The organism is Paenibacillus hebaui, assembly GCF_051934385.1.
GTDB lineage: Bacteria > Bacillota > Bacilli > Paenibacillales > Paenibacillaceae > Paenibacillus.
Window position 1 is genome coordinate 6,400,467 of record NZ_CP196836.1, and the last position, 23,516, is coordinate 6,423,982.

Annotated in this window: 18 protein-coding genes, 1 tRNA gene and 1 rRNA gene; 1 reads left to right on the forward strand and 19 read right to left on the reverse strand. The window is 43.3% G+C overall.

Translation table 11 applies throughout. The features are described 5' to 3' along the window. Positions 1–188: 188 nt before the first annotated feature. A tRNA-Ala gene (locus ACR32F_RS28935) sits at positions 189–264 on the reverse strand. Positions 265–371: 107 nt separating this feature from the next. Continuing rightward, positions 372–1,924, reverse strand: a 16S ribosomal RNA gene (locus ACR32F_RS28940). A 719-nt stretch (positions 1,925–2,643) separates the two neighbouring features. Between ACR32F_RS28940 and ACR32F_RS28945 the strand changes: the two genes are divergently transcribed. Beyond that, positions 2,644–4,002, forward strand: a complete 1,359-nt coding sequence (locus ACR32F_RS28945) for a molybdopterin-dependent oxidoreductase (RefSeq protein ID WP_440113274.1) — start codon at positions 2,644–2,646, stop codon at positions 4,000–4,002. A 146-nt stretch (positions 4,003–4,148) separates the two neighbouring features. On the opposite strand, the gene ligA is transcribed toward ACR32F_RS28945, so the two are convergent. The 17 genes from ligA to ACR32F_RS29030 all read right to left on the reverse strand — a co-directional run bounded on the left by ligA (position 4,149) and on the right by ACR32F_RS29030 (position 23,270). Further along, a complete protein-coding gene (gene ligA, locus ACR32F_RS28950; RefSeq protein ID WP_440113277.1) occupies positions 4,149–6,167 on the reverse strand; it encodes an NAD-dependent DNA ligase LigA in 2,019 nt (672 codons plus the stop codon). Positions 6,168–6,423: 256 nt separating this feature from the next. Further along, positions 6,424–8,784: a DNA helicase PcrA gene (gene pcrA / locus ACR32F_RS28955; RefSeq protein ID WP_440113280.1), complete on the reverse strand. Its 2,361-nt coding sequence runs from the start codon at positions 8,782–8,784 to the stop codon at positions 6,424–6,426. A gap of 432 nt (positions 8,785–9,216) precedes the next feature. Next, positions 9,217–9,903: a heptaprenylglyceryl phosphate synthase gene (locus ACR32F_RS28960; protein WP_440120047.1), complete on the reverse strand. Its 687-nt coding sequence runs from the start codon at positions 9,901–9,903 to the stop codon at positions 9,217–9,219. Between the two features lie 279 nt (positions 9,904–10,182). Next, complete coding sequence (locus tag ACR32F_RS28965) at positions 10,183–11,058, reverse strand: phosphatidylinositol-specific phospholipase C/glycerophosphodiester phosphodiesterase family protein (protein WP_440113283.1); 876 nt, start codon at positions 11,056–11,058, stop codon at positions 10,183–10,185. A 199-nt stretch (positions 11,059–11,257) separates the two neighbouring features. Beyond that, the gene (locus ACR32F_RS28970; RefSeq protein WP_440113286.1) at positions 11,258–12,658 is read right to left on the reverse strand and encodes an undecaprenyl-phosphate glucose phosphotransferase; all 1,401 of its coding nucleotides are present in this window, start codon (positions 12,656–12,658) and stop codon (positions 11,258–11,260) included. Continuing rightward, positions 12,655–13,584: a glycosyltransferase family 2 protein gene (locus tag ACR32F_RS28975; protein ID WP_440120048.1), complete on the reverse strand. Its 930-nt coding sequence runs from the start codon at positions 13,582–13,584 to the stop codon at positions 12,655–12,657. Before ACR32F_RS28975 ends, ACR32F_RS28970 begins: the two co-directional genes overlap by 4 nt. A 220-nt stretch (positions 13,585–13,804) precedes the next feature. Next, on the reverse strand, positions 13,805–14,743 hold the full coding sequence (locus ACR32F_RS28980) for a glycosyltransferase family 2 protein (protein ID WP_440113289.1): 939 nt from the start codon (positions 14,741–14,743) through the stop codon (positions 13,805–13,807). A 106-nt stretch (positions 14,744–14,849) separates the two neighbouring features. After that, positions 14,850–15,722 (reverse strand): dTDP-4-dehydrorhamnose reductase, encoded by an 873-nt coding sequence (rfbD, locus tag ACR32F_RS28985; protein ID WP_440113292.1) that lies wholly within the window; start codon positions 15,720–15,722, stop codon positions 14,850–14,852. Then, positions 15,719–16,744, reverse strand: coding sequence for a dTDP-glucose 4,6-dehydratase (gene rfbB, locus ACR32F_RS28990; RefSeq protein ID WP_440113295.1), 1,026 nt, complete (start codon positions 16,742–16,744; stop codon positions 15,719–15,721). Before rfbB ends, rfbD begins: the two co-directional genes overlap by 4 nt. A gap of 18 nt (positions 16,745–16,762) precedes the next feature. Further along, on the reverse strand, positions 16,763–17,323 hold the full coding sequence (gene rfbC / locus ACR32F_RS28995) for a dTDP-4-dehydrorhamnose 3,5-epimerase (RefSeq protein WP_440113298.1): 561 nt from the start codon (positions 17,321–17,323) through the stop codon (positions 16,763–16,765). A gap of 22 nt (positions 17,324–17,345) precedes the next feature. After that, positions 17,346–18,089, reverse strand: a complete 744-nt coding sequence (locus tag ACR32F_RS29000; RefSeq protein WP_440113301.1) for a sugar phosphate nucleotidyltransferase — start codon at positions 18,087–18,089, stop codon at positions 17,346–17,348. A gap of 400 nt (positions 18,090–18,489) precedes the next feature. After that, a complete protein-coding gene (locus ACR32F_RS29005) occupies positions 18,490–19,218 on the reverse strand; it encodes a glycosyltransferase family 2 protein (protein WP_440113304.1) in 729 nt (242 codons plus the stop codon). Positions 19,219–19,221: 3 nt separating this feature from the next. Continuing rightward, a complete protein-coding gene (locus tag ACR32F_RS29010; protein ID WP_440113307.1) occupies positions 19,222–19,635 on the reverse strand; it encodes a capsular biosynthesis protein in 414 nt (137 codons plus the stop codon). Next, on the reverse strand, positions 19,628–21,106 hold the full coding sequence (locus tag ACR32F_RS29015; RefSeq protein WP_440113309.1) for a hypothetical protein: 1,479 nt from the start codon (positions 21,104–21,106) through the stop codon (positions 19,628–19,630). Before ACR32F_RS29015 ends, ACR32F_RS29010 begins: the two co-directional genes overlap by 8 nt. 10 nt (positions 21,107–21,116) lie before the next feature. After that, positions 21,117–22,031: a lysylphosphatidylglycerol synthase domain-containing protein gene (locus tag ACR32F_RS29020; protein ID WP_440113312.1), complete on the reverse strand. Its 915-nt coding sequence runs from the start codon at positions 22,029–22,031 to the stop codon at positions 21,117–21,119. Further along, complete coding sequence (locus tag ACR32F_RS29025; protein WP_440113314.1) at positions 22,028–22,840, reverse strand: glycosyltransferase family 2 protein; 813 nt, start codon at positions 22,838–22,840, stop codon at positions 22,028–22,030. The genes ACR32F_RS29020 and ACR32F_RS29025 overlap by 4 nt, the downstream gene beginning before the upstream one ends. A gap of 19 nt (positions 22,841–22,859) precedes the next feature. Then, complete coding sequence (locus ACR32F_RS29030) at positions 22,860–23,270, reverse strand: GtrA family protein (protein WP_440113317.1); 411 nt, start codon at positions 23,268–23,270, stop codon at positions 22,860–22,862. Between the last annotated feature and the right edge of the window lie 246 nt (positions 23,271–23,516).

Below are 23,516 nucleotides of genomic sequence, written 5' to 3' on the forward strand. Positions count from 1 at the left end.
CATTTCGATCACTCGCTCATGCAATCTACCTTATAAACACTTCACTTGTTTACACAAGATCAGATAGGATGATTGTTGATCGGTTACATGAACCGAACAAGCATTCATCCCTAAAAGGAATGTTCTAATTCGCAATTTTCGTTTCGATATCTAGTTTTCAAAGAACAAGCTAAATAGACGAAATTCTTTGGTGGAGCCAAGCGGGATCGAACCGCTGACCTCCTGCTTGCAAGGCAGGCGCTCTCCCAGCTGAGCTATGGCCCCTCAAATTCCATCAAAACTGAACAAATGGATAAGTAACTGTGGTGCTGTTGCAGGTTCTAAGAACCTGCGTATTTGAATGTTTCCACTCGGGAAACGATTCTCCATAGAAAGGAGGTGATCCAGCCGCACCTTCCGATACGGCTACCTTGTTACGACTTCACCCCAATCATCTATCCCACCTTCGGCGGCTGGCTCCTTGCGGTTACCCCACCGACTTCGGGTGTTATAAACTCTCGTGGTGTGACGGGCGGTGTGTACAAGACCCGGGAACGTATTCACCGCGGCATGCTGATCCGCGATTACTAGCAATTCCGACTTCATGCAGGCGAGTTGCAGCCTGCAATCCGAACTGAGACCGGCTTTGTTGGGATTCGCTCCATCTCGCGATTTCGCAGCCCGTTGTACCGGCCATTGTAGTACGTGTGTAGCCCAGGTCATAAGGGGCATGATGATTTGACGTCATCCCCACCTTCCTCCGGTTTGTCACCGGCAGTCTATCTAGAGTGCCCACCCGAAGTGCTGGCAACTAAATATAAGGGTTGCGCTCGTTGCGGGACTTAACCCAACATCTCACGACACGAGCTGACGACAACCATGCACCACCTGTCTCCTCTGTCCCGAAGGAAAGATACATCTCTGCATCGATCAGAGGGATGTCAAGACCTGGTAAGGTTCTTCGCGTTGCTTCGAATTAAACCACATACTCCACTGCTTGTGCGGGTCCCCGTCAATTCCTTTGAGTTTCAGTCTTGCGACCGTACTCCCCAGGCGGAGTGCTTAATGTGTTAACTTCGGCACCAAGGGTATCGAAACCCCTAACACCTAGCACTCATCGTTTACGGCGTGGACTACCAGGGTATCTAATCCTGTTTGCTCCCCACGCTTTCGCGCCTCAGCGTCAGTTACAGCCCAGAGAGTCGCCTTCGCCACTGGTGTTCCTCCACATATCTACGCATTTCACCGCTACACGTGGAATTCCACTCTCCTCTTCTGCACTCAAGTCACCCAGTTTCCAGTGCGATCCGGGGTTGAGCCCCGGGATTAAACACCAGACTTAAATGACCGCCTGCGCGCGCTTTACGCCCAATAATTCCGGACAACGCTTGCCCCCTACGTATTACCGCGGCTGCTGGCACGTAGTTAGCCGGGGCTTTCTTCTCAGGTACCGTCACTCCTTGAGCAGTTACTCTCAAGGACGTTCTTCCCTGGCAACAGAGCTTTACGATCCGAAAACCTTCATCACTCACGCGGCATTGCTCCGTCAGGCTTTCGCCCATTGCGGAAGATTCCCTACTGCTGCCTCCCGTAGGAGTCTGGGCCGTGTCTCAGTCCCAGTGTGGCCGATCACCCTCTCAGGTCGGCTACGCATCGTCGCCTTGGTGAGCCGTTACCTCACCAACTAGCTAATGCGCCGCAGGCCCATCCCCAAGTGACAGATTGCTCCGTCTTTCCAGTTTCCTTCAGGAGAAGAAAACAAGTATTCGGTATTAGCTACCGTTTCCGGTAGTTGTCCCAAGCTTGAGGGCAGGTTGCCTACGTGTTACTCACCCGTCCGCCGCTAACCATCAGAGAAGCAAGCTTCTCATCAAGTCCGCTCGACTTGCATGTATTAGGCATGCCGCCAGCGTTCGTCCTGAGCCAGGATCAAACTCTCCAATAAAGTATTGAAAAGAGCGATAAGCTCATTTTGAATCTGACGATTCATTATATGAATCAAAAGTTACTATCCATTTGTTCAGTTTTCAAGGAACTTATTGTCCGTTTTTGTTATTAGTTGTTACCCGGACAGGAATCTTATCTTATCATGCTGACCAACTAACTGTCAACTCTTTCTTTCGTCATCATTCAAGCTGTTTCGACATTCATTCGTTTGTGACGACAAGAAATAATATATCATGATCCAATTTATTTAGCAAGCACTTTTTAGCAAACTATAGCAATATAGAGTATGAACAAATCTTCCCCCTATTCAGGGTACCTCCTTAACCTAGCAATCGACAGGATATATCTATAGTGTCACAAGGACAACCGTACCAAATACAGCAACGTACCTTGTACTAATGTAACTTCGCTGGAGCCTCTTTACCTACAAATCGTTAATCATTCTATACTGTACATATAAGTAGTAGAGAAATTAGAAGCCTTATTTTGTATTATGAAGAAGTAACCTATCTGCCCATTTGATGCAAGTGATCCAAAACTTCTATAATGAAGTATATAAAATATAGGAAACCCGGTTAAACGATACTTCGCGTCAAGCAACAAACAACTTAACCTCCTCGACGGTACTGATTTTTCAAAACCCTTTCTTCATTGTGTTGTCGGCTGCTTACATATCCAAGATATAGAGGACGAATAACCTACATGAGGTGATTGCTCTTGAAACAATGGTTGAAGAATATCCGTAAAGGATACGGGAAAAAGCTAGTTTCCATCCACGCCTGGAATGCCTGGATTGTTGTCATTCTTGCTGTCACTGGCCTTATGTTGGTAGGCGGCTTTTGGCGTGAATTACTCGGGATCGGACGTGTATGGCTGAAATGGCTTCATATCATCGTTGGACTAGCCACGCTGGCACCTGTTGTGTATTACTTGATTTTGGCAGGAAAGCACTGGAATCAACTGCGCAATAGACCTTGGCAGAGAGTAAATACAATCATTGTTCTTTTACTGCTGGTTGGGTGGCTCATTTCAGGCATTGTGTTATGGCAGTTTAAGCTCGCTGGGCCAAGATGGTCAAACGCCGCGCTCCTGATCCATGATTTGCTGACTTGGGTGGGTTTACCCTATATCATCTACCACTCCATTACTCGAACGAAATGGTTAAAGGACCCTGCACGTCGTGCGGTGAAGACAGCCATCGCTTCAGATGGAGTCAGAAATAAAGTGGATTCCAGTGTCACATCAGTCGGAAACAAAACAGCAGCGATATCTTTCCCGGAAATCGTGAGTACTTCTAAGCGTGACACTGTTGACCCTCCAGAGAAACCACTACCTGTGTATACACGACGAGCTTTTATTCGTTCAGCGGTAGGTGTGGGACTGGCTGTAACGCTGGGGCCTACATTTGTATCCTGGGTTGGACGGAATCTCAACATCGATAACAGTATAGATAGCATGCTGGAGAACGATCCCAACCGATTGGTTCCTTTGCCACAACCTTTGTCTGCCTCTTCACCTCCCATCGGAGGTGGGGCTGAAGGTCATTTTCGCGTATATACGGTAACGCCTATCCCTTCCTTCTCCAATGAGAACTGGTCATTCCGGATCGATGGGCTTGTGAATCGGGCACAGGTCTGGAACTGGGAACAATTCGTAAAGCTTACTCGCACTGTGCAGGTCAGTGATTTTCATTGCGTAACGGGCTGGTCTGTATACAAAAACACATGGGAGGGAATTTCACTTAAGCAACTCTTGGCTCAGGCCGGGGTGAAACCCGAAGCACACAGTGTCAAGTTCTACTCTGGAGATGGTGTCTATACGGATGCCATTACAATGGATCAGGCGCAAATGGATGATATTATGGTCGCTGTGATGCATGATGGCAAACCGATCCCAGCAGATCTGGGCGGCCCTGTACGGTTGGTCATTCCCCAGATGTATGCCTATAAATCGGTTAAGTGGCTGAATCGTATTGAATTAATTGAAAACGAACATATTGGCTACTGGGAAGAACGTGGATACGACAAAGATGCGTGGCTCACTGGTGCAGCTCAGCGACTACCTGATTTAAGTTAATGCTAGTTCGTGTTCTATAAGAAAGTCTATGTACGCCAAAACCCCCGTTCCACGCATTTGTGGCATTCGGGGGTTTTTGTATTATTTATCATTTGCTCGGATTACACAAAGTTCTTCTGTTCCAGGTCATACTCCACACTCAGGAACTAACTCTGCTGATTCAAAAGACGCACTAGCTCGTTTTCATCCTCAATGGTAGGAATACCGAGATCATGGGCTTTGGTCAGCTTGCTACCTGCCTTCTCTCCGGCAATGACCAGATCTGTCTTTTTCGACACACTACCAGTCACCTTCGCACCGAGCGCTTCCAGTCTTTGTGTTGCCTCTTCTCGCGTCAGTTGATGCAGGGTTCCGGTCAGCACGACCGTTTTGCCACTGAAGAAGGAATCTTCCACAACAGCTATTGGCGCTTCAGGTGCCTGGGCTTTCACACCCAGATTCAACATTTTCTCGATAGCCGCTTGCGTAAACGGATCTGCAAAGAAAGTCACAATGCTCTCGGCCACAATCCCGCCTACGTCTGGAAGTTCAATGAGTTCCTCTGCGGTTGCATTCATAATGGCATGGAGGTCACGGTAGTGATCAGCCAGCATGCGTGTAGTCGATTTACCTGTATTCGGAATACCCAGTGAATATAAGAACGAAGCGAGGTCACGATCCTTGCTCTGTTCCAGTGCAGCAATAAGGTTGCTCGCTTTCCTTTCACCGAACCGCTCCAGTTTCACCAGATCATCGAACTGCAAAGTATACAGATCAGCAGGCTCACGCACGTTTAACTCATCATAGAGCTGAATAGCTGTTTTCTCACTGAACGTCTCGATATCCATGGCATCACGGGAAGCAAAATGGGAGATCCGGGCCACGGTCTGCGGTTTGCATGCCAGCTTATTGTTACAGAACAAATGCGCCCCACGCTGCTCCAGTGGGAATCCACATGCTGGACATTGCTCCGGAAACACAATCTCCTCGCCGTCACTTTCTTCGGTCACTTTGCCCAGGATTTCAGGAATGACATCATTGGAACGTCGGATAAAGACACGTGTGCCCAAGGCAAACTTCAGATTCTTCCGCTCTATATCGCCCACATTGTTCAAAGTGCAGTTCTGTACCGTAACCCCGGCCAGTTCAACCGGTTCTACCCGCGCAAGCGGAGTCACTTTGCCGGTACGGCCCACATTCCAGACAACAGAGTTCAGAACAGTCGTGGTCTCTTCCGCCTCGAATTTATACGCTACCGCCCAGCGGGGGAATTTGTCCGTATAACCAAGCACCTCACGGGTGCGCATGTCGGTGATTTTGATAACAGCCCCATCGATCAGGTAGTCCAGCTGACCACGGCTCTCCTGTATCGCAGCAAGTTGTTCCATCACATCATCAAACTCTTGGAAATACGTTATGGATGGATTGACTTTGAAACGATTCTCACGCAGAAAGTCCATCATATCCTGATGGTTGGCGAACTGAACGTCATCCGAATAACCTACATTATAAAAATAGGCATTCAACTTCCGCTCCGCGGTAGCCTTCGGATTCAAGTTTCGCAGGGCTCCTGCTGCGGCATTACGAGCATTCTTAAGCGGTTCAGCTGCCGTCTCGTTGTAGCGGTTCAGTACAGACAGGTTCATAATACCTTCACCCTGCACTTCAATGGTACCATCCGTATAAGGGATTTTGAGCGGGACAGACTTGATTGTTCTAACCTGAGCCAAGATGCCTTCCCCCACGGTTCCGTTTCCCCGTGTAGAGGCTTGAACGAGTTCACCATCCGTGTACGTCAGGTTTAGGGTGAGACCGTCAAACTTTAGTTCAATGACATAACCAGGTTCCGGCAACGGTTTATCCGGGTTCTTAGTGTTATAGTCATTCACCAGCTTCAATACACGGGTGTTCCAACTCCGCAATTGTTCCATATTCTGAGCCTTGTCCAGACTCCATAATGAGGATAAATGGCGATGCGGGGTAAACCCTTTGAGCAGTTCACCACCAACTCGCTGTGTCGGAGAATCGGGCAGAACCATGCCGCTCTCCTGTTCCAGCTTAACCAGTTCGTCGTACAAAAGATCATACTCCTTGTCACTGATCTGCGGCTGATCCATCGTGTAGTACTGATAATTATGTTGGTTCAGCTCGGTAACGAGTTGCTCCATCCGGTGCATCGGGTCCATACAGGGCCATCCCTCCGTATATATAATCTGAATCTATGTAGAACGAACACTCCTGTTGCACGGGGACTCCGATAACAGAACAACTTACGATCGCTGTTATCCCCAGATTTCTTTTAATTCATTTTAATTAGGTGGAAATCCTGGGATAAAGGCGATGGGTATGCTTACGAAGTAGCTTTCCTTAGGAAAGCTTTTAGCTTCGCTTCTTCAAGTTATTTCTGTCCTCTCCGTTATCGTGCAAAAGGAAGTTTCGTTCTTATTCCACTTTGGTAATAGGGGCAAAGCCGGCAAGCAGACGTTTTAAGCCAACCGGGGCAGGGAATGCGATCTGAAGCTCCGTGTCATTACCGGTGCCTTTCACCCCAACAATGGTACCTGTTCCCCATTTGCCATGTTGTACTTTGTCTCCAGCCTTGAAAGCGTCAGAAGCACCTCCGGCAGAAACAGGTTTAGATGCTGATGATGGTGCGGATGTGCTAGACGTAGCGGACGTGCTCATGGTTACCCGTGAGGTAGTGACTGACGAAGCGGAAGAACCGCTTTGGCTTTGACGATCGAACAACTTGCCGCTCCCGCCACCAAAGTTGCTTCCTCCATTAGCACCGAGTCCACGGCCACCGTATGACCCACCTGCGTTGCTACCACGACGATAGCGGTCACGCGCGATGGAGGTATCTTCTTTGAGCTCATCCGGAATTTCATCCAGGAAACGTGAAGGCGGGTTTGCTGTGGTCCGGCCGAACAAGGTCCGCATCTGGGCACAAGATAGGAAGAGTTGTTCTTCTGCACGAGTAATCCCTACATAAGCAAGTCTGCGTTCTTCCTCCAGCTCTTCGTTGTCCATAAAAGCACGGCTGTGTGGGAACACCCCTTCCTCCATACCCACGATGAAGACCACAGGGAATTCCAGACCTTTGGCGCTGTGCATGGTCATCAGGGTAACCGCATCGCTCTGATCCTCTTCATCATCGTTCATGCTGTCGATATCAGCAATCAGTGCGAGATCGGTGAGGAACGAAACGAGCGTTTTATCTTCATTGTTTTTCTCAAATTCCATCGTTACGGAAAGGAACTCATCAATGTTCTCCAACCGCGCACGGGATTCGAGCGTGTTTTCATTTTGCATCTCAAGTCGATACTGACTCATCTCCAGAATCTTCTCAGTCAGTTCAGTTACAGACAGATATTCTACCATCTGATGCAACGCTGCGATCATGTCATAGAACTCTACCAGCGCATTCCGCGTCCGACCAGCAAATCCAAGATCGTCCACGACCTGAAGTACTCGGAATATCGAAATCCCTCGTTCTCCTGCCGCAGCAGCCAACTTCCCTACCGTTGTATCCCCAATGCTGCGTTTCGGTACATTAATAATCCGAGTCAGACTGATGTCATCGTCAGGGTTGGAAAGCAGGCGCAGATACGCCAGAATGTCCTTGATCTCTTTACGATCATAGAACTTGATGCCGCCAACGATCTGATACGGAATATCAGACTTGATCAGAATTTCCTCTATTACCCGGGACTGAGCGTTGGTACGATACAAAATGGCGTGATTCTGATAGGATTTGCCGTTCTTCACATTTTTACTAATTTCGGAGGTTACAAAGTACCCCTCATCATGCTCGGAATCTGCGCGGTACACCTTGATCTTCGAACCACCTTGCTTGTCCGTCCACAGCTTCTTCGGTTTGCGTCCAGTGTTCAGACCGATAACCTCATTCGCCGCATTCAGGATATTCGAAGTGGAACGATAGTTCTGCTCCAGCAAAATCGTACTCGCTTCAGGGTAATCTTTCTCAAAGTTCAGGATATTGCTAATATCCGCTCCGCGCCAGCGATAAATCGATTGGTCACTATCCCCTACAACGCAGATGCGGTGGTGACTGTCAGCAAGCATACGGCACAGCATGTACTGCGCACGGTTGGTATCCTGATATTCATCCACGTGAATGTACTGGAATTTCTTTTGGTAAAAGTCGAGGACTTCCGGCACTTCTTTGAACAGTTGAATGGTTGCCATGATAAGATCGTCGAAATCTAGCGAGTTATTGGCTCTAAGCCGTTTCTGGTACATCTTATATACCTTCGCCACAATACCTTCGAAATAATCGCCGGCCTGCTTCTCATATTGCTCCGGGGTGATCAATTCATTCTTGGCGGTGCTCATCATCGACTGAACGGCTTTTGGTTCGAATTTCTTGGTGTCGATGTTCTGGTCCTTCATACAGCTACGAATAACGGATAATTGGTCAGATGAGTCCAAAATACTGAAGTTGGAGGTGAATCCAATACGTTCAATGTCACGGCGCAAAATACGCACGCACATGGAGTGGAATGTCGATACCCAAATGTCACGACCCTGGGAGCCACCAACGAGCTGGGACACCCGGTCCTGCATCTCACGAGCGGCTTTGTTTGTAAACGTAATCGCCAAAATGCCCCACGGGGGTGCTTTCCGTGTTGCAATGAGGTAGGCAATCCGGTGTGTGAGCACCCGAGTCTTGCCACTACCCGCTCCGGCCATGATCAAAAGTGGTCCATCCGTCGCCTCGACGGCTTGCCGTTGGGGGGTGTTAAGCCGTGCAACGGCATCATGTATATTTACAGGTTGCATGCATGCATGCTCCTTTCGTTGGTTGGTCGGTATAACTGATCTATCAGTTACACTTGGACTTCGATTGCAGCAGCATCTTCCGATCGTCGTTATCCCCAGATTTTTTGATTCCCTTTATCAAAGGGAAAATCCGGTGATAAATACGAACACTTCGTTTCTTCAGATTGCTTCTGCACTCTCCGTTTCTGTGTAAACATAGTTCCTGTATACGAATCGCTTAGTAAAAGATGAATATCCGGTAATAAGCGTATGCTTACGGCTTAGCTTTCTTACAGAAAGATTTTAGCGAACGCTCCGCTTCTCCAGCTTATTTCTGTCCTCTACGTTCTCGTGTAAACAACATTACGCTTATACAACTTATTTAATTAATAAGACAAAGTTCTATTTTAACAGATCAGGAGGGAAAAATGGGGGAATGGTAAACTAAACCGATTACACGGATGGTTTCACAGCTTGAACGGTCTCCAGTGCCTTATGCAAATCACTGTACACAATGTTGCCAACCACAACGGTATCTGCGACCTGAGCAGCTTGTGCAGCTTTCTCCGGACTATCAATTCCGCCGCCATAGATGAGATGCGACTTCGTGAGTTGTCTGTGCGTCTCTCCAACCAGCTCCATGTCTCCAAACGTTCCGCTGTACTCCATATATACGATTGGCAGATTGAGCAGACGTTCAGCAGCTTGGGCATACGCAACCGCAGCGTCGATTGTTAATTCCGTATCCGCTCCGGTCAATCGGGCTACCGTGGAGTTCGCATTGAGGACAATATAACCCTCCGCAATAAGCAGATCCCAAGGGATAAGATAACCGTAGCGCTCAATGGCTTGCTGATGCTGTCCAATCATCCATTTGCTATCCGTCGCATTCAGTACCATCGGGATCAGATATCCGTCAAAACCGGGGACTACTGCCTCCAGGTCAGATACTTCCAGCACACAAGGCAGCTCGTAGCGACGTACTCGGGACATCAAGTCTACCGTATTATCATAGGTGATCCCTGAAGAGCCACCTACAATAATCGCATCGGTTCCCGACATGCACACCAGATCCAATGCTTTATCTGTTATTTCCTTGTCCGGGTCGAGCTTAAATACATGTCTCCACTGCTTAATCATGTCTATCAACGAACATTCCTCCAGAGGTTCTTCTGCATCCTAAAAAGCTTATAAACTCAGTCTAAGTCAGTAGGGAGCGAGTGTCAATGTTCGTATAAAAAGGCGAACAAAAAATCACAGACATTTCCCTGAATATTGGAAAGAGGTCTGTAATTCTTAATCGTAAAGATGTACTTTGGATTGCTATGTGGAATCGGGAGCTATATCTAGTTCCAATTCATACTGGTGGTCTAACCTCAACGTTTCATAGTAGCTGAAACGGCATTTATAACGCACATTTCATGGTCTCCAGGCAAAACGGGTATTCATCTCTTCCAGCTCCTGCTCGGTCAATACATCCGAATAAACGCCGTACACGCCCCATTTTTCATAATTGGCTACCTGATCCGTGTCATTAATGGTATGCACGTAGGTAACGGCGCCTGCCTGCTTCAGCCTGGCAACAAAATTCTGGTTCACTTTATATTCCGGCATGGTTACGGCATCAATATCATTCTTTTGTACAAAATCAATCACCTGTGCTTCCGTATCCTGCGTCGCATACAGCGTATAGATAATGGAAGGGAATGCATAGACTTCTTTCACGGTTTCGAGCATCGGCTCATTGTAAATCTGCACCACAACCCGGTCCAGGGCTGCCGGATCATGCTTCTTTGCAGCGTTCACGAGTGATTTCATCACCTGCTGAATATCCTCATCCTTCTGTTCCTTCGTATCGGTCACGATATACATGTCCGGGTGCTTAGCCAGTACTTCCATTATGCCGTCTGCATCCATAGGTTGGTACATGCCCAGAATGGGCGTATTCATAAACTCATCATGTGTCAGAACCTCGGCCTGTTTATCCTCAGGAAGCTCCTCATCCTGTCCTAGCATTTTGCTCATGTTGGCGGTCCATTCATGTCTGGCTACCGCTTTGCGATCCGAGGTGAGCATAAAGTCGATCTCAAATACACGTGTGCCCTTCTCGTAATTAGCAATCATCGCTTCATAAGCATTCGTATAGGGTTGATCACGGATACTGCCCATCGCATGGGCAATCAGCCGATAGGCCGTAAAACCGTCGCGCTGTTCTTCGCTTTGACTGTCATAGGCAAAAAAGAGTGTGCCCACGGTAACGATAAGTAGTGTGATGACTGCTGCGATTCGTTTCATATGGCGTTCACATCCTTAGTAAGGGTGGTAGAGAAGAAAAGAGTATGATCATCATGATATGACAAAGCATGTGCGATATTTCCTTTTTGATAGCTAACTACCCTGATTGGAGAGGTGTAAAACAAAAAGCCGCCCGAAGGCGGCTGTTAAATGGTGGTATGAATACTAATAAATCATAAATCAATACGGTAGTTTAATCCTAATACGCATTCTTGAGGCCGTTTCGAATGGTCTCCCATATAATTTTGATATCAAATAATAAAGACCAGTTTTCAATGTAAAAAATGTCCTGTTCGATCCGATCCTCAATCGAGGTATCTCCTCGTAGTCCCTTGCTCTGGGCCAATCCCGTAATTCCCGGACGAACATGATGTTTAATCATATATTTCGGAATTTCATCCCGGAATTGATTCACGTAGTACGGACGCTCTGGCCTTGGGCCAACTACGCTCATGTGACCCAGCAGCACATTGAAAAATTGCGGCAATTCATCCAGGCTGGTGCGTCTTATAAATGTACCAAATGCCGTTCGGCGCGGATCATTCTTGGTTGACCACCCCGTGTCCATTGCGCCCTCAGGAATGACTTTCATCGAGCGGAATTTGAACATCATGAAGTTGCGTCGGTTGAGTCCCACTCGCTCCTGTTTGAAGATGATGGGTCCAGAAGAAGTTATTCGCACTCCCACAGCAACAACGAGCATCACTGGAGAAGTTAAGAGGATCGCAGTGAGAGAGAAAAGAATATCAAAAGTTCTCTTCATCAATCGGTTCACCGCAATATCCAGTGGAATATCACGGACGTTAATCATCGGCATACCCGCAAAGTTGTCGAAGTGAGGACGTGCTGGCAGATAATCAAAAAAGTCCGGGATAATGAGTGTTCGTACACCAGCTTGTTCACACACATTGATAATATGGGAGTACTTGTCATGAGCATCCAGTGGCAGTGCCAAGATTACTTCGTCAACCAGATGCGTAGATAAGAACTCTTCCAGTTCATCAATTCGACCCAGAATGGGTTTGTATTTCCCCTGTTCTGCCTCATCCCAGTGACGGTAATCATCCAGAAATCCGGTCACCTCATATCCAAGCTCGGGATAGTTTCGGAGGTTGTCATAAAAACGTTTGCCCAGTGAACCTGCTCCAAGAATCAGCACGAACTGGCGGTTGAAGCCTTTTTTACGCAATCGTTTCAATTGTAACTTTACGAAATAACGGTAGACCAATGTGAATGACACATTGCCTATCATATACATGGCGAGATAAGCACGCGAGATGTTGACTTCTTTGAAAAAGAACATCAGGCTCAGCAACATGAAAAAGGCCACGCCATGAGACTGAACAATTCTCCAAAGTTCATCGACAAAGCGTTTTTTTCGCTTGGCTATATACAAAGAGGACATCATTCCTGCCAAAATGGCAAGTATTGCGTAAACGACACTCCATAACATGTATTTTTCAATTGGCAACGGATTCTGGTTCGTTAATAAATCACTCTCGAATTTCAGCCACCAGGCCAGCAGAAACGACAGCTGGATCACGGCAAAATCAGCCGCAATATACAGTTGGGTTAAAAATCGCTGATTACGCCTAATCATGGGTTCACCTCGGAAGATGTTTCATTCTCCGCTCTCATGCGGGTTGCAGTCTGCCCTTGTCGAGAAGGAATAGACAATTTGCTGCGCAGCAGGGACAACGTAAATTTGAGCGAAATACCCATCCACACGGTTGCATTCGTAAGTGAATTGTATTTCTTCGCGTAGTGCTTGCGGTGGAACACCCACATCGCTCTATGAAACTCATACGTAATTTTCAAAGGTTTGCGACGGGCACTGCCACCCTTGTAGTGCACAATATATGTACGCGGATAATAAAAAATGCCCCAACCCGCCTCTTTGATGCGATAACACCAGTCGATATCCTCTCCATACATAAAAAACGTCTCATCCAAACCACCAACCTGCTCAATCGTCTCACGGCGCACCAGCATAAACGCACCAACCAGACAATCTACCGGGTATTCGTCATCCGGACTAAGATGTCCCAGTTGGTATTGATTGAACTTCGGCCGATCCGGGAAGAGACGAGAAATACCGAATGCGTAATAGAATGATGCCGATGGCGTAGGAAATCCACGCTTGCATGCTTTGTCCAACGAGCCATCCGGCAGAATGACTTTGCAGCCTGAAGCCCCCATCTCCGGGTGGCGGTCCATGAATCCGACCATAGTTTGCAGCGTATCCGGCTGAACGACCGTGTCCGAATTGAGTAGCAAGATATAGCGTCCTTTGGCTACTTTCATTCCCTGATTGTTGGCAACGGCAAAGCCTGTGTTGTCCTTGTTAGCCATAAGATGTACTTGAGGATATGCCTCTCGGATCGCTTGCACAGAATCATCCCGCGAGGCGTTGTCCACGACGATGACCTCGTAGCTGTATGAGGTATTGGAGGCATAGACAGAGCCCAGACAGTCCAGCGTCAGCTGACGGGTGTTGTAGTTGACGATGATGATGCTGGTGTCCACCATTTGAGATGCCTCTTTTGATTGAAAACCGACCGAATGGGCGGCTTCTGATACTTGGGTCATTTGTAAAACTCCTGACTTGTAGTGCTTTATATAATAAATCGATTTTGAGAATAAAATAGATTATGATAATAAACCCAGTACTAGCATGGCTATCATCCACTTAACGTGAGTATAGCATATTTTGAATAGAGGAAGCGGAAAGCAATGTATACATTTATTAGAGTTTGCCTGCAATAATAACCATTTTCAGAACAATATTATCTAGAAAAGACTGTCTGTAAAAAGGTGTCTTCAACGCATACCAAGTTCTATCAATAACACTTTTTTCTAAGCAATAAAGCAAGTTTCTTATTTCTTTAATTTGTGTATGGGTTAGGGAATCTTCATACATATCAAGAAATAATTTGGCCTGTCTACTCAAAATATAATGGTTGTTCCCGTTCACAAATCGATTCACACGCTTGCGCCATTTCTGAATCCATCCATCACGCCCCCCACCAAGTACATTGCCTTCATGCTGCCGATACTGTATACCGGGTTGCTCATCAAAGATTACTTTACCGAAAGTACAGACGTACAGAAAAATCCACCAATCGTGCATAATCACTTTACTTAGTTCAGAAGGGAGGTTGCTTCTGATGTGATTAAATGTAATATCATTCATAACCATCGTGCACCCGACACAGGAATTTTCCACTAATGCATTGTGTAGTTCAAGTGGCTTTTGGGGAACCTTGGGCCACACACCAATAGCGGTTAAGTGCTGATCTACCATCTGAGTTGAAGAACAATAGAGTAATGGAATTGCTACGCTCCTGGTCTGAAGCAATGTAACTGCTCGAATGAGCTTATCTTGTTCCCACACATCATCCTGATCACAAAAAGCATAATAGTCAAACGTAGGTGGAGAAGATTTCATTAATTCGAAGAAACTACGAATTACCCCCAGATTATGCTCTGAACGAAAATGAATCCGATCTGGATATGCTTCTATATATGGTCTCAACTTCTCTATTGTACTGTCTGTAGACCCATCGTCTCTTATATAGATTTGAGTCTCGACATCTACTTGAGCGATCAGGCTATCCATCTGTTCATTGATAAATCTCTCACCATTGTAGGTGGACATCATAATTAATACCTTAGGTTGTTTCACATCGCACCTCATTGTCAGATAACGTTAGACATTTCTCCTGTAGAGATTACTCTATTATAAACGAAATCTCCCGCTCATAAGTTACTGGGCGGGAGATTTAAATGACTCAATTCTGCTCTATGTGTATTTCTTTCAAAAAATCGCGTAGTCCTTCACGCCAAGGTCTAAGATCATTAATACCATTGGTACGGATCGCCAGATGCTCCATCACCGAGTTTCGTGGGCGCGGGGCAGGACGAGGAAACTGATCTGTAGCACAAGGATCAACTTCAGCTTGAATATGGAAACCAGGTAATAATTGAGCTTCTTCAAAAATCGCTTGCGTAAACTCATACCATGTACATACCCCACTATTAGAAGCGTGGTAGACACCATATTTTTCAGTACTCATTAATTCAAGCAAAAAATGGGCCAAATCAACCGTATACGTAGGTGATCCCTTCTGATCGTGTACTACTTGAAGCTTAGGCTTCTCCTGACCAAGTTTCAACATGGTTTTCACAAAATTATTTCCGTAAACGCCATATACCCACGAAGTACGGACAATAAACCATCGGGAAGATAAGGATTGTACCAGCACCTCTCCCGCACGCTTGGACTTACCGTAGACGCTCTGGGGATTAGTGTTATCATATTCCTGGTAAGGTACATCAGAGGTACCGTCGAATACATAATCCGTACTGATATAAATGAGCTTTGCTCCAATTTGCTCAGCAGCTACAGCAATATTCCGGGTTCCTGTGGCGTTGACTAGGTAGGCTCCATCTACATCCGTCTCGGCGGCATCCACCGCAGTATAAGCCGCACAATGAATGACCACCTCTGGATGATAAGTCGATATAACATCGTTGCATTGAAGCTGATCCGTAATGTCCAATTGTTCGCGTTCACAAGCCAGAACGTCATGCCCCTCTTTTTCCAAAAGAAGCACCATATCCCGTCCCAATTGTCCGCTGGCTCCTGTCACAAGCACCTTCATGCCTTGGCATCTCCCAAACGAGAACCGTATTGCTTCGCATAGTAATCCTGATAGGCACCAGACTGAATACGCGTCCACCATTCCTTGTTATCGAGATACCACTGGATGGTTTCTTTAATTCCCGTTTCAAAATTATATTTCGGCTTCCACCCGAGTTCAGTCATCGTTTTGGTCGGGTCAATACCATATCTGCGATCATGTCCAAGACGGTCCTGTACGTATTGGATCAGAGATTCGGGTTTACCGAGCTGCTCCAGGATCGTTTGGACAATGTGTACATTGGTTCGCTCGTTATTGCCACCAATATTGTACACCTCACCATTGCGTCCCTGGTGAATGACCAGATCAATCGCACTGCAATGATCCTCTACATATAGCCAATCCCGAATGTTCAGCCCATCTCCATATACAGGCAGAGCTTCATCATTCAACGCACGCGAGATCATGAGTGGAATGAGTTTTTCCGGGAACTGAAACGGTCCATAGTTGTTAGAACAGCGTGTAATATTCACAGGAAGACCAAAGGTTTCGTGATAAGCGCGTACCAATAAATCTCCTCCAGCCTTAGAGGCAGAGTACGGGCTATTGGGCTGAAGGGGTGTCTCTTCCGTAAACAACCCTGTAGGTCCGAGAGAACCGTACACCTCATCGGTTGAAACTTGAACAAACTTGGTGATATTGTGCTTTTTGGAGGCATCCAGTAATACCTGAGTACCATTAACGTTCGTTCTTACGAACACGTCCGGCTCCAGAATACTGCGATCCACATGCGATTCGGCAGCAAAGTTAACTACCACATCTACGCCCTGACCGATCAGGTGATCCATTTCCTTGGCATCAGTGATATCTGCTTTAACAAAGGTATGTCGCTTGTTGCCTTCAAGTGGTTTTAAGTTCTCCAGATTGCCCGCATATGTGAGCGCATCAACATTGATAATCTCATAGTCTGGGTACTGCTCAAGCATATACATGACAAAGTTACTTCCGATAAATCCGGCACCGCCGGTAACGAGCAGTTTCATATGTTGGAAACCTCCTAATTACTTCACTTCGAAATTGAAATTGATCTCCGCGTCCTTCAGCAGTGGGTGCCTCTGGTCCTTTTCGGACAAGACCGGATTCGATGTAGGCCAATCAATTCCAAGTGCCGGGTCACTCCATAATATGCCTCGGTCGTTCTCCGGGGAATAGTATTCGTCTACTTTGTACAAGACTTGGGTGTTTGGCACCAACGTACAGAAACCATGGGCGAATCCTTGGGGTACCAGCAACTGACGGTGATTATGTTCAGAAAGGATGAAACCCTCCCATTGACCGAACGTTGGTGAGCCTTGGCGAATGTCTACAATGACATCATAAATAGCTCCAGAAATGACACGAATCAGCTTGGTCTGGGCCTTAGGATTAAGTTGATAGTGCAGGCCGCGAAGTACGCCAGGCTGTGCGGATAGAGATTGATTGTCTTGTATGAAATGATGGTTGAGTCCATGCTGCTTCATAAGCTGGTCGTTGTAGCTTTCCATAAAAAAACCCCGGTGATCTCCGTGAACCACCGGTTCGATTAAACACGCACCTGTCAGCGTGGAAGGAGTGATATTCATATGATCTGTCATCCTTTCTCCTCTATAACTTGAGCTGGCCAAATTCCTTGCCGAAGACAATCTCCTGACTTAGCTCGTTGGCACGAGCCAACGAAGCATGAGTGCCTGCATCCGTCCACCAACCCCCGAGGATATCGTAAGTCAGCACCTCTCGTTTAATGTATGCATTATTCACATCTGTGATTTCCAATTCGCCTCGATCTGAGGGGCTTAATGTTCTAATAATATCAAAGACATGATGATCAAACATATAAATGCCTGTGACTGCATACTCGCTTTTGGGTTCTAAAGGCTTCTCTTCAATAGAGACAATGTAATCTCCTTTTAGCTCAGCAACACCGAAACGTTGAGAATCATGCACTTTCTGCAATAAAATCTTGGCCCCAGCGGATTGTATACGAAACTTATCAACAAATGGAGTAATGTCATCCTCAAACACATTATCTCCTAATATGACTACCATCTGATCATTGCCTACAAACTGCTCTGCCAGAGCCAACGCTTGAGCGATCCCACCTGCTTCATCTTGGACTTTATATGTAAATGTAACTCCCATATCTCCGCCGCTACCAAGCAGATTAACAACATCACCCATATGCTCTTTACCTGTAACGATCAAAATATCTTTGATGTTGGCTTTTTTCAGTTTGTGAATGGAGTGAAAAATCATAGGGTATTTCCCGACTGGCAATAAGTGTTTATTAGTGACCTTCGTCAATGGAAATAGACGAGAACCCGTCCCGCCTGCAAGAATTATTCCTTTCATATTTCCTCCTTCAAAAAATTCCAATTCCCCTTATTTATTAGCGCGCTCTTATATCCGAGCTACCCTACTGGGGTCTAACAACTTTATTGCTGTCATAGTTATTCTTGAGCTCAAATGAACGCGGATGAGCTTGTTGCGTTACGCTATAATCGAATTTGTTCTTCACCCAGTTATCAAGGAAATTTAAAAAGTAAGTGATTCAGATTTTCAGGAAACAGCCTCGCTATCCACCAAGGCTATTTGCCCAGATAGTGTGTATCAGGGTATGATATGCGACTTATTAACATTGCTCGTAGCCACTCACATTGCCGACTTCTGCTAAAAAGCTACTACTGTGTTGAGGCCAATAAATGTGCTCATCATGTGGGTGGCGACTGAACAATATCTCGACACCTAGAAATTATATACTATAATAATTATTTTTAAATTCTATGAGTTCCTCTGGCGTCCCTATAACCTGAACAGCTTCTCTAGGCAATTGTTTTATCCTTACTCTACCTCCATTCTCTATCAATTGGTTGTATATAGGTGCAATGTACTTCTCACCTTTTTCAATATTATCTTGATTGCTATAATATTGAGTATATAGTTTTTCGTATAGGAGAGCGCTCGAAAATGCATATAAACCAATTGTCGCATAATCAGAAATTCTCTGTTTTTCCCTAACTTCAGTTCCATCCCCAAATTCATTAATTTTAACAAAACTCCATGATTCCCCTTCTCCATTAAAAGTAGGAATCCAACCGTCTCCTTGTATGTCCTCTGGATTAAGAGCATCCGGATCAATATGAGTATCTATATTATAAACAATAAGCGCTTCATCAGCATTCCAATACTCTTTTGCTAACATTGCAGTAGTAGCCTGCCCATCAGTTAAAGCCCCAATCTCAATTATATCGGGCATATCAATACCTATATATTTACATTTTTCTAAAATGAATTCTACTGCGTTATCTTCTTTTTTTACGATGAAAATAAACTTATTATTGTCAATCTTAAAATTCCTTAGGCTAATAATCGACCATTCAAATAAGGTTTTGTTTTTCACTTCAATCATATATTTGGGCAAGGTGTAACCAGCCTTAAAAAATCTAGAACCCATTCCCCCCATTGTTATTACAATATTCATGAATTATTCCTCCACCTTTTTAAAAATTTCTTTTGATTTCTCAAGCAAAATCTTTAATTCATCTGACGAATACTTGAGAAATTCATCCGGTCTAATCGCACGATCATCAACATAATACCCCTCATGGCCAGGCCACGGTTTGCCAAACAATATTTCATCGTAGGGTATCTCCCATTTATCCAACCAATCCATCGTCATTCTCGACGTATGCACATTAATCAAGCCAAGATTCCCTTCATAAGTCCTCATGTTTCGTGCAGTGTGTATGACAATTCTAAAACCCTCATTGCGCCAATCTTTTAACCTTCCTACTACATCATGATACGGAGTAAGATCACTATAATTTTCGCCAGAATTCTTTACAGGACAGATCGTTCCATCTAAATCGACAATCAAAGTACCTTTAGCATTACTCATTCGTATTCAACTCCTCTAAAATAACTATTGCATTTAAAATAAAAGCCAACACTTTTTGTGGTTTATCAATATGAAGTGGTAGCATGGATAAAAATAACGAAGCCTCACATAATCTGACTAAATAAACATTAAAACCGTGTTGTTGTAGTTGTTTATAAAAAATAGCTTTGTGTTTTGACAGATCCTTCATATCAATTTTCAAAACTGTTTGCATATCTGTATTTATATTAATTGAAAACATTTCATTGTTCATAAAATCGTAATTACCAAAAATTGAATGTGATAATTTAGCCACATCATAATAAGGGTCCGTCCACATTTCTGCTTCGTCACTTGCACCCTTAGGATCAATAAAACGCATAATACTAGTATTTTTATCATATAATATATTTGAAAAACATAAATCTCCATGTCCAATTACAGAGTAATATTGTTTTTGTTTGAAAATCAGTTTCTCATAAAGTTTTTTGTAAAAGCCGAAAATTTCATCAATATTATTAAAATTGGTACCCAGTTGTATCAAATTATTAATTAATTCACTTTCAGCCAATTCTTTCAATTTATTAATTCTTTCATCCACTTTCACAAGATATAAATAATTAAACCTCCTCAAAAATTCATCTTCGCTAATCTCTTTAGCTGGCCTGCTATTAACAAAAAAGAATATTTTACTCAAGAACTCATTAAGATCTTGTGGCGATACTGCAAAATGAATCCATTGTAATGCCATATCAGGAATATTCAATCTCTCCATAGTATAACTTGCACTGTTGTCAGTTATAGTAAGCTTGTATGGAGCAACAAACCAGTTCTTAATTTCATTGGGCAATAAATGATATAAGTCATGCTCCTTCTCTATCTTCTTTTTGTCTGTTGAAGTTTTAGTTAAAGTATATGCATCACCTCTGAGAGAATTAAAATACCTTGCTTCAAACCCACCTGAAAAAAATTGAAGAAAGTTTGAAAAATCCGAGATGTTTTTAACTCCATCATTTGGTTTTAATACTTTCTCATCATACCAATGTGAATCCTCACTTAGTAACATTTCTAATGAAAATTTGCTTAAACTCCGTGAATACATATCTACGCTTGGGAAAAAAAACATATAAGGTTTTATATTATCATTAACAAGAAGTTCATCTGAGAATACGCTTTTACGCAGAGCAAGCAATAATTTATCCGGACTTATAATTACACTAAAAGACATAACATGAACTATGCTGAGTGCATTATCTTTAATCATAAGTAATTTATCTTTTAATTTAAGATAATCCTCCTCGCGATTCAAAACCACAAAGTCGTTAATGAGAATTTCCTTATAACTCAAAATAATATTTTTAAATTTATCAACTAACCGCTCACGCTTATTTAAAATCTCCCCAAATGTACTTTCACCAACCACACCTACAATAGCCTTCTCCGGTTTGACTCTGTTATCATAAATAAATAAAATCTCTTTATCTGCCGCCATTTTTCCGCTCCTAATTTTTATTATCTGAGTACTTGTCTATATAATATGTTTCCTTATTATTTACATCTTTGAATATTACAACTACCCTTTTGTAAATAATTCTCAATAATACTACAATGGAACTAAATAGAAGCACATAAAAAGCAACAAGTCTATAACTGTTATCTATGTTATCGATTCCCCATAAACCATACAAAAGGTCATTAATTTTAGCCCAACGAAATTTGCTGCCAATTGAAGCTAAAACAAGATAATAAGTGAAAAACTCTAAAACCCATACTAAGAAAGTAGTACCTAATAATATAGCTAGTTTTCCATTCAATAATTTTTTAGCATATACATAGTATTCTCGTGCTGAACTCATAATTTCCAATGCTAAAAGGCCTCTTGGAGACTTGCTCTCTGACAATAAAAATCTATTAATATAACGAAACGTTGGCAGGAATGAGAAGAAACAGAACACTGATAACATTAGAAACAAAAAAAGAAGTGCAAAGAAAATGAAATGATTTTTATCATGATAATTCACAAACATAATAAATATACTCATTAATAACAAAGAGTCAAAAAACCTCTCAATCCAAATTGCTACAATACCCATTTTGAAACTTCTGCACAGTTTTGAGAATTCTAATATTCGGTAAATTTCTCCAAATTTAAAAGGAATAACAAAATTTATCCATGTTGTAATAATGTAAACCTTTACTATCTCGGAGAATGAAAAACGACGATCAATAAATAGAATATATAACCTGCATATACGTATTAAATGAGCAATCAAATAACAAATGATTGCAATTACAATAAAATAAGAAAACCTTGTTTCAATAAATCTGAAATTGTACGCTAAATATAGAGAGAAGGAGATTCCTAAACCGAATAATAACAACTGTAATGAAAAAAGCTTACTCCCTAAATGTCTCATAAAGTTTGCGGTTCCTTTTTAAGGATAAGATCAGCTTCATAGTTTTCGATGATTTTTTCACGATGTTCCTGCTCTAAGAAAACCTTTTTATTGAACAAATATTTAAAGAGAAGAATTAGAACCTTGAAGGCTTGGCTCACCATCTTTACGTTGGAAACTTGATCATCTTCTCTCCACGTAATTGGAAAAAACTCAATTTTTTGCTGTCTATAAACACTGCCTAGAATCATGCAATAGTTAAATGTTAAGTTATCAGGGAAACGATGATAAAACTCATCTTTTAATGACGAAACTTTGTAACAATTTAAGCCAGATCCAAGATCTTCAATTTTTTTTGCGGCTACCATAGAAAAAAGTAAGTTATAGACTCTATTCCCAAAAGTCCGAAATGCAGAGTATCCTCTTAAACTTGCACCTTTTTTGAATCTTGCACCCAAAAAGGAATCATATTTCCGGTAATCTCCGTTCATAATATAAGGCATCAAATCTTGGATCCTTCCTTGATCATCTCCATGTAGCACAACCAAATAATCAAACTCATTTTTCAAAGCATAATTTATGGCTACCTTATGGGAGCCACCAAGTCCATAATTGTCTTTGTTCCTCAAGAGATTAACAGGTATTTTTTTCTTGTTCTTATTTAAATAACTAGCCACTGCCAGCTCGCCATTGTCAGTGCTCCGGTTATTTACAATTATCACCTCGTTGATGTGAGTCTGTACCATATCATCAAGCTGATCCAAAACACGTGTAATCTGCCTTTCACAATTATACATTGGAATAAACAATAAAATCTTCTCATTACACATTTACTTCAACCTCCAATTTTTATGTCATTTTTTTCATGCCAATTCTTTCAATTAAGTACTTCATTACTATAAAATTGGTTATTAGGCTTAAGGGCGTAACTATCATTTTTGCTGTAATTTGCCTTATTCCATTTACGGATTGGGAATATACAAAAAAAGAACTTATCCACTCTATGATAATAGAAAATATAAAAATAGAAACTAATTGAAAGGAAATATAAATAACGAGTTTAAGCGAAATACCTGCTCCAACATTTTGAAAGATATGCTTGGTTGAGAGAAAAAAAACAAATATCACAGCCATACCAGCAGAAAAAAAATTGGATATAATAACTGGTATGTTGAAGAAGTGCACACAAGAAAAAAATATTGCCATATCAAGGAGCCATCCAAAACCGGAAGTAATAATAAACAAGGACAACTTTTTCATATTATTCTCCAATACAAGAAAATTTCGTTTCAAAAAATTTAAATAGAGAACCCATCTTAAATACCCGCTTTCTACTAGTGAAGAAAGCGGGTATACACGGGTTTCCAATTATTTATAGTGTGTATTTTTTGTTGTCTTCGCTCAAACAGATGAAAATATATCTTGAATCACCGCCATTATCCATCTTAGAATTATTATCGTATAATCACATATTTATCTTGTTGAATTGGCTTTTTCCAGGTTGCA

What these genes read in the sequence shown, in the direction of transcription:
- rfbC (WP_440113298.1), bottom strand. Translation starts at nt 17,323, where the DNA reads ATGAATATCACTCCTTCCACGCTGACAGGTGCGTGTTTAATCGAACCG.
- pcrA (WP_440113280.1), bottom strand. Translation starts at nt 8,784, where the DNA reads ATGCAACCTGTAAATATACATGATGCCGTTGCACGGCTTAACACCCCC.
- rfbD (WP_440113292.1), bottom strand. Translation starts at nt 15,722, where the DNA reads ATGAAGGTGCTTGTGACAGGAGCCAGCGGACAATTGGGACGGGATATG.
- ACR32F_RS29025 (WP_440113314.1), bottom strand. Translation starts at nt 22,840, where the DNA reads ATGTGTAATGAGAAGATTTTATTGTTTATTCCAATGTATAATTGTGAA.
- ACR32F_RS29000 (WP_440113301.1), bottom strand. Translation starts at nt 18,089, where the DNA reads ATGAAAGGAATAATTCTTGCAGGCGGGACGGGTTCTCGTCTATTTCCA.
- ACR32F_RS28965 (WP_440113283.1), bottom strand. Translation starts at nt 11,058, where the DNA reads ATGAAACGAATCGCAGCAGTCATCACACTACTTATCGTTACCGTGGGC.
- ACR32F_RS29030 (WP_440113317.1), bottom strand. Translation starts at nt 23,270, where the DNA reads ATGAAAAAGTTGTCCTTGTTTATTATTACTTCCGGTTTTGGATGGCTC.
- ACR32F_RS29005 (WP_440113304.1), bottom strand. Translation starts at nt 19,218, where the DNA reads ATGAATATTGTAATAACAATGGGGGGAATGGGTTCTAGATTTTTTAAG.
- ACR32F_RS29015 (WP_440113309.1), bottom strand. Translation starts at nt 21,106, where the DNA reads ATGGCGGCAGATAAAGAGATTTTATTTATTTATGATAACAGAGTCAAA.
- ligA (WP_440113277.1), bottom strand. Translation starts at nt 6,167, where the DNA reads ATGGACCCGATGCACCGGATGGAGCAACTCGTTACCGAGCTGAACCAA.
- rfbB (WP_440113295.1), bottom strand. Translation starts at nt 16,744, where the DNA reads ATGAAACTGCTCGTTACCGGCGGTGCCGGATTTATCGGAAGTAACTTT.
- ACR32F_RS29020 (WP_440113312.1), bottom strand. Translation starts at nt 22,031, where the DNA reads ATGAGACATTTAGGGAGTAAGCTTTTTTCATTACAGTTGTTATTATTC.
- ACR32F_RS28960 (WP_440120047.1), bottom strand. Translation starts at nt 9,903, where the DNA reads ATGATTAAGCAGTGGAGACATGTATTTAAGCTCGACCCGGACAAGGAA.
- ACR32F_RS29010 (WP_440113307.1), bottom strand. Translation starts at nt 19,635, where the DNA reads ATGAGTAATGCTAAAGGTACTTTGATTGTCGATTTAGATGGAACGATC.
- ACR32F_RS28970 (WP_440113286.1), bottom strand. Translation starts at nt 12,658, where the DNA reads ATGATTAGGCGTAATCAGCGATTTTTAACCCAACTGTATATTGCGGCT.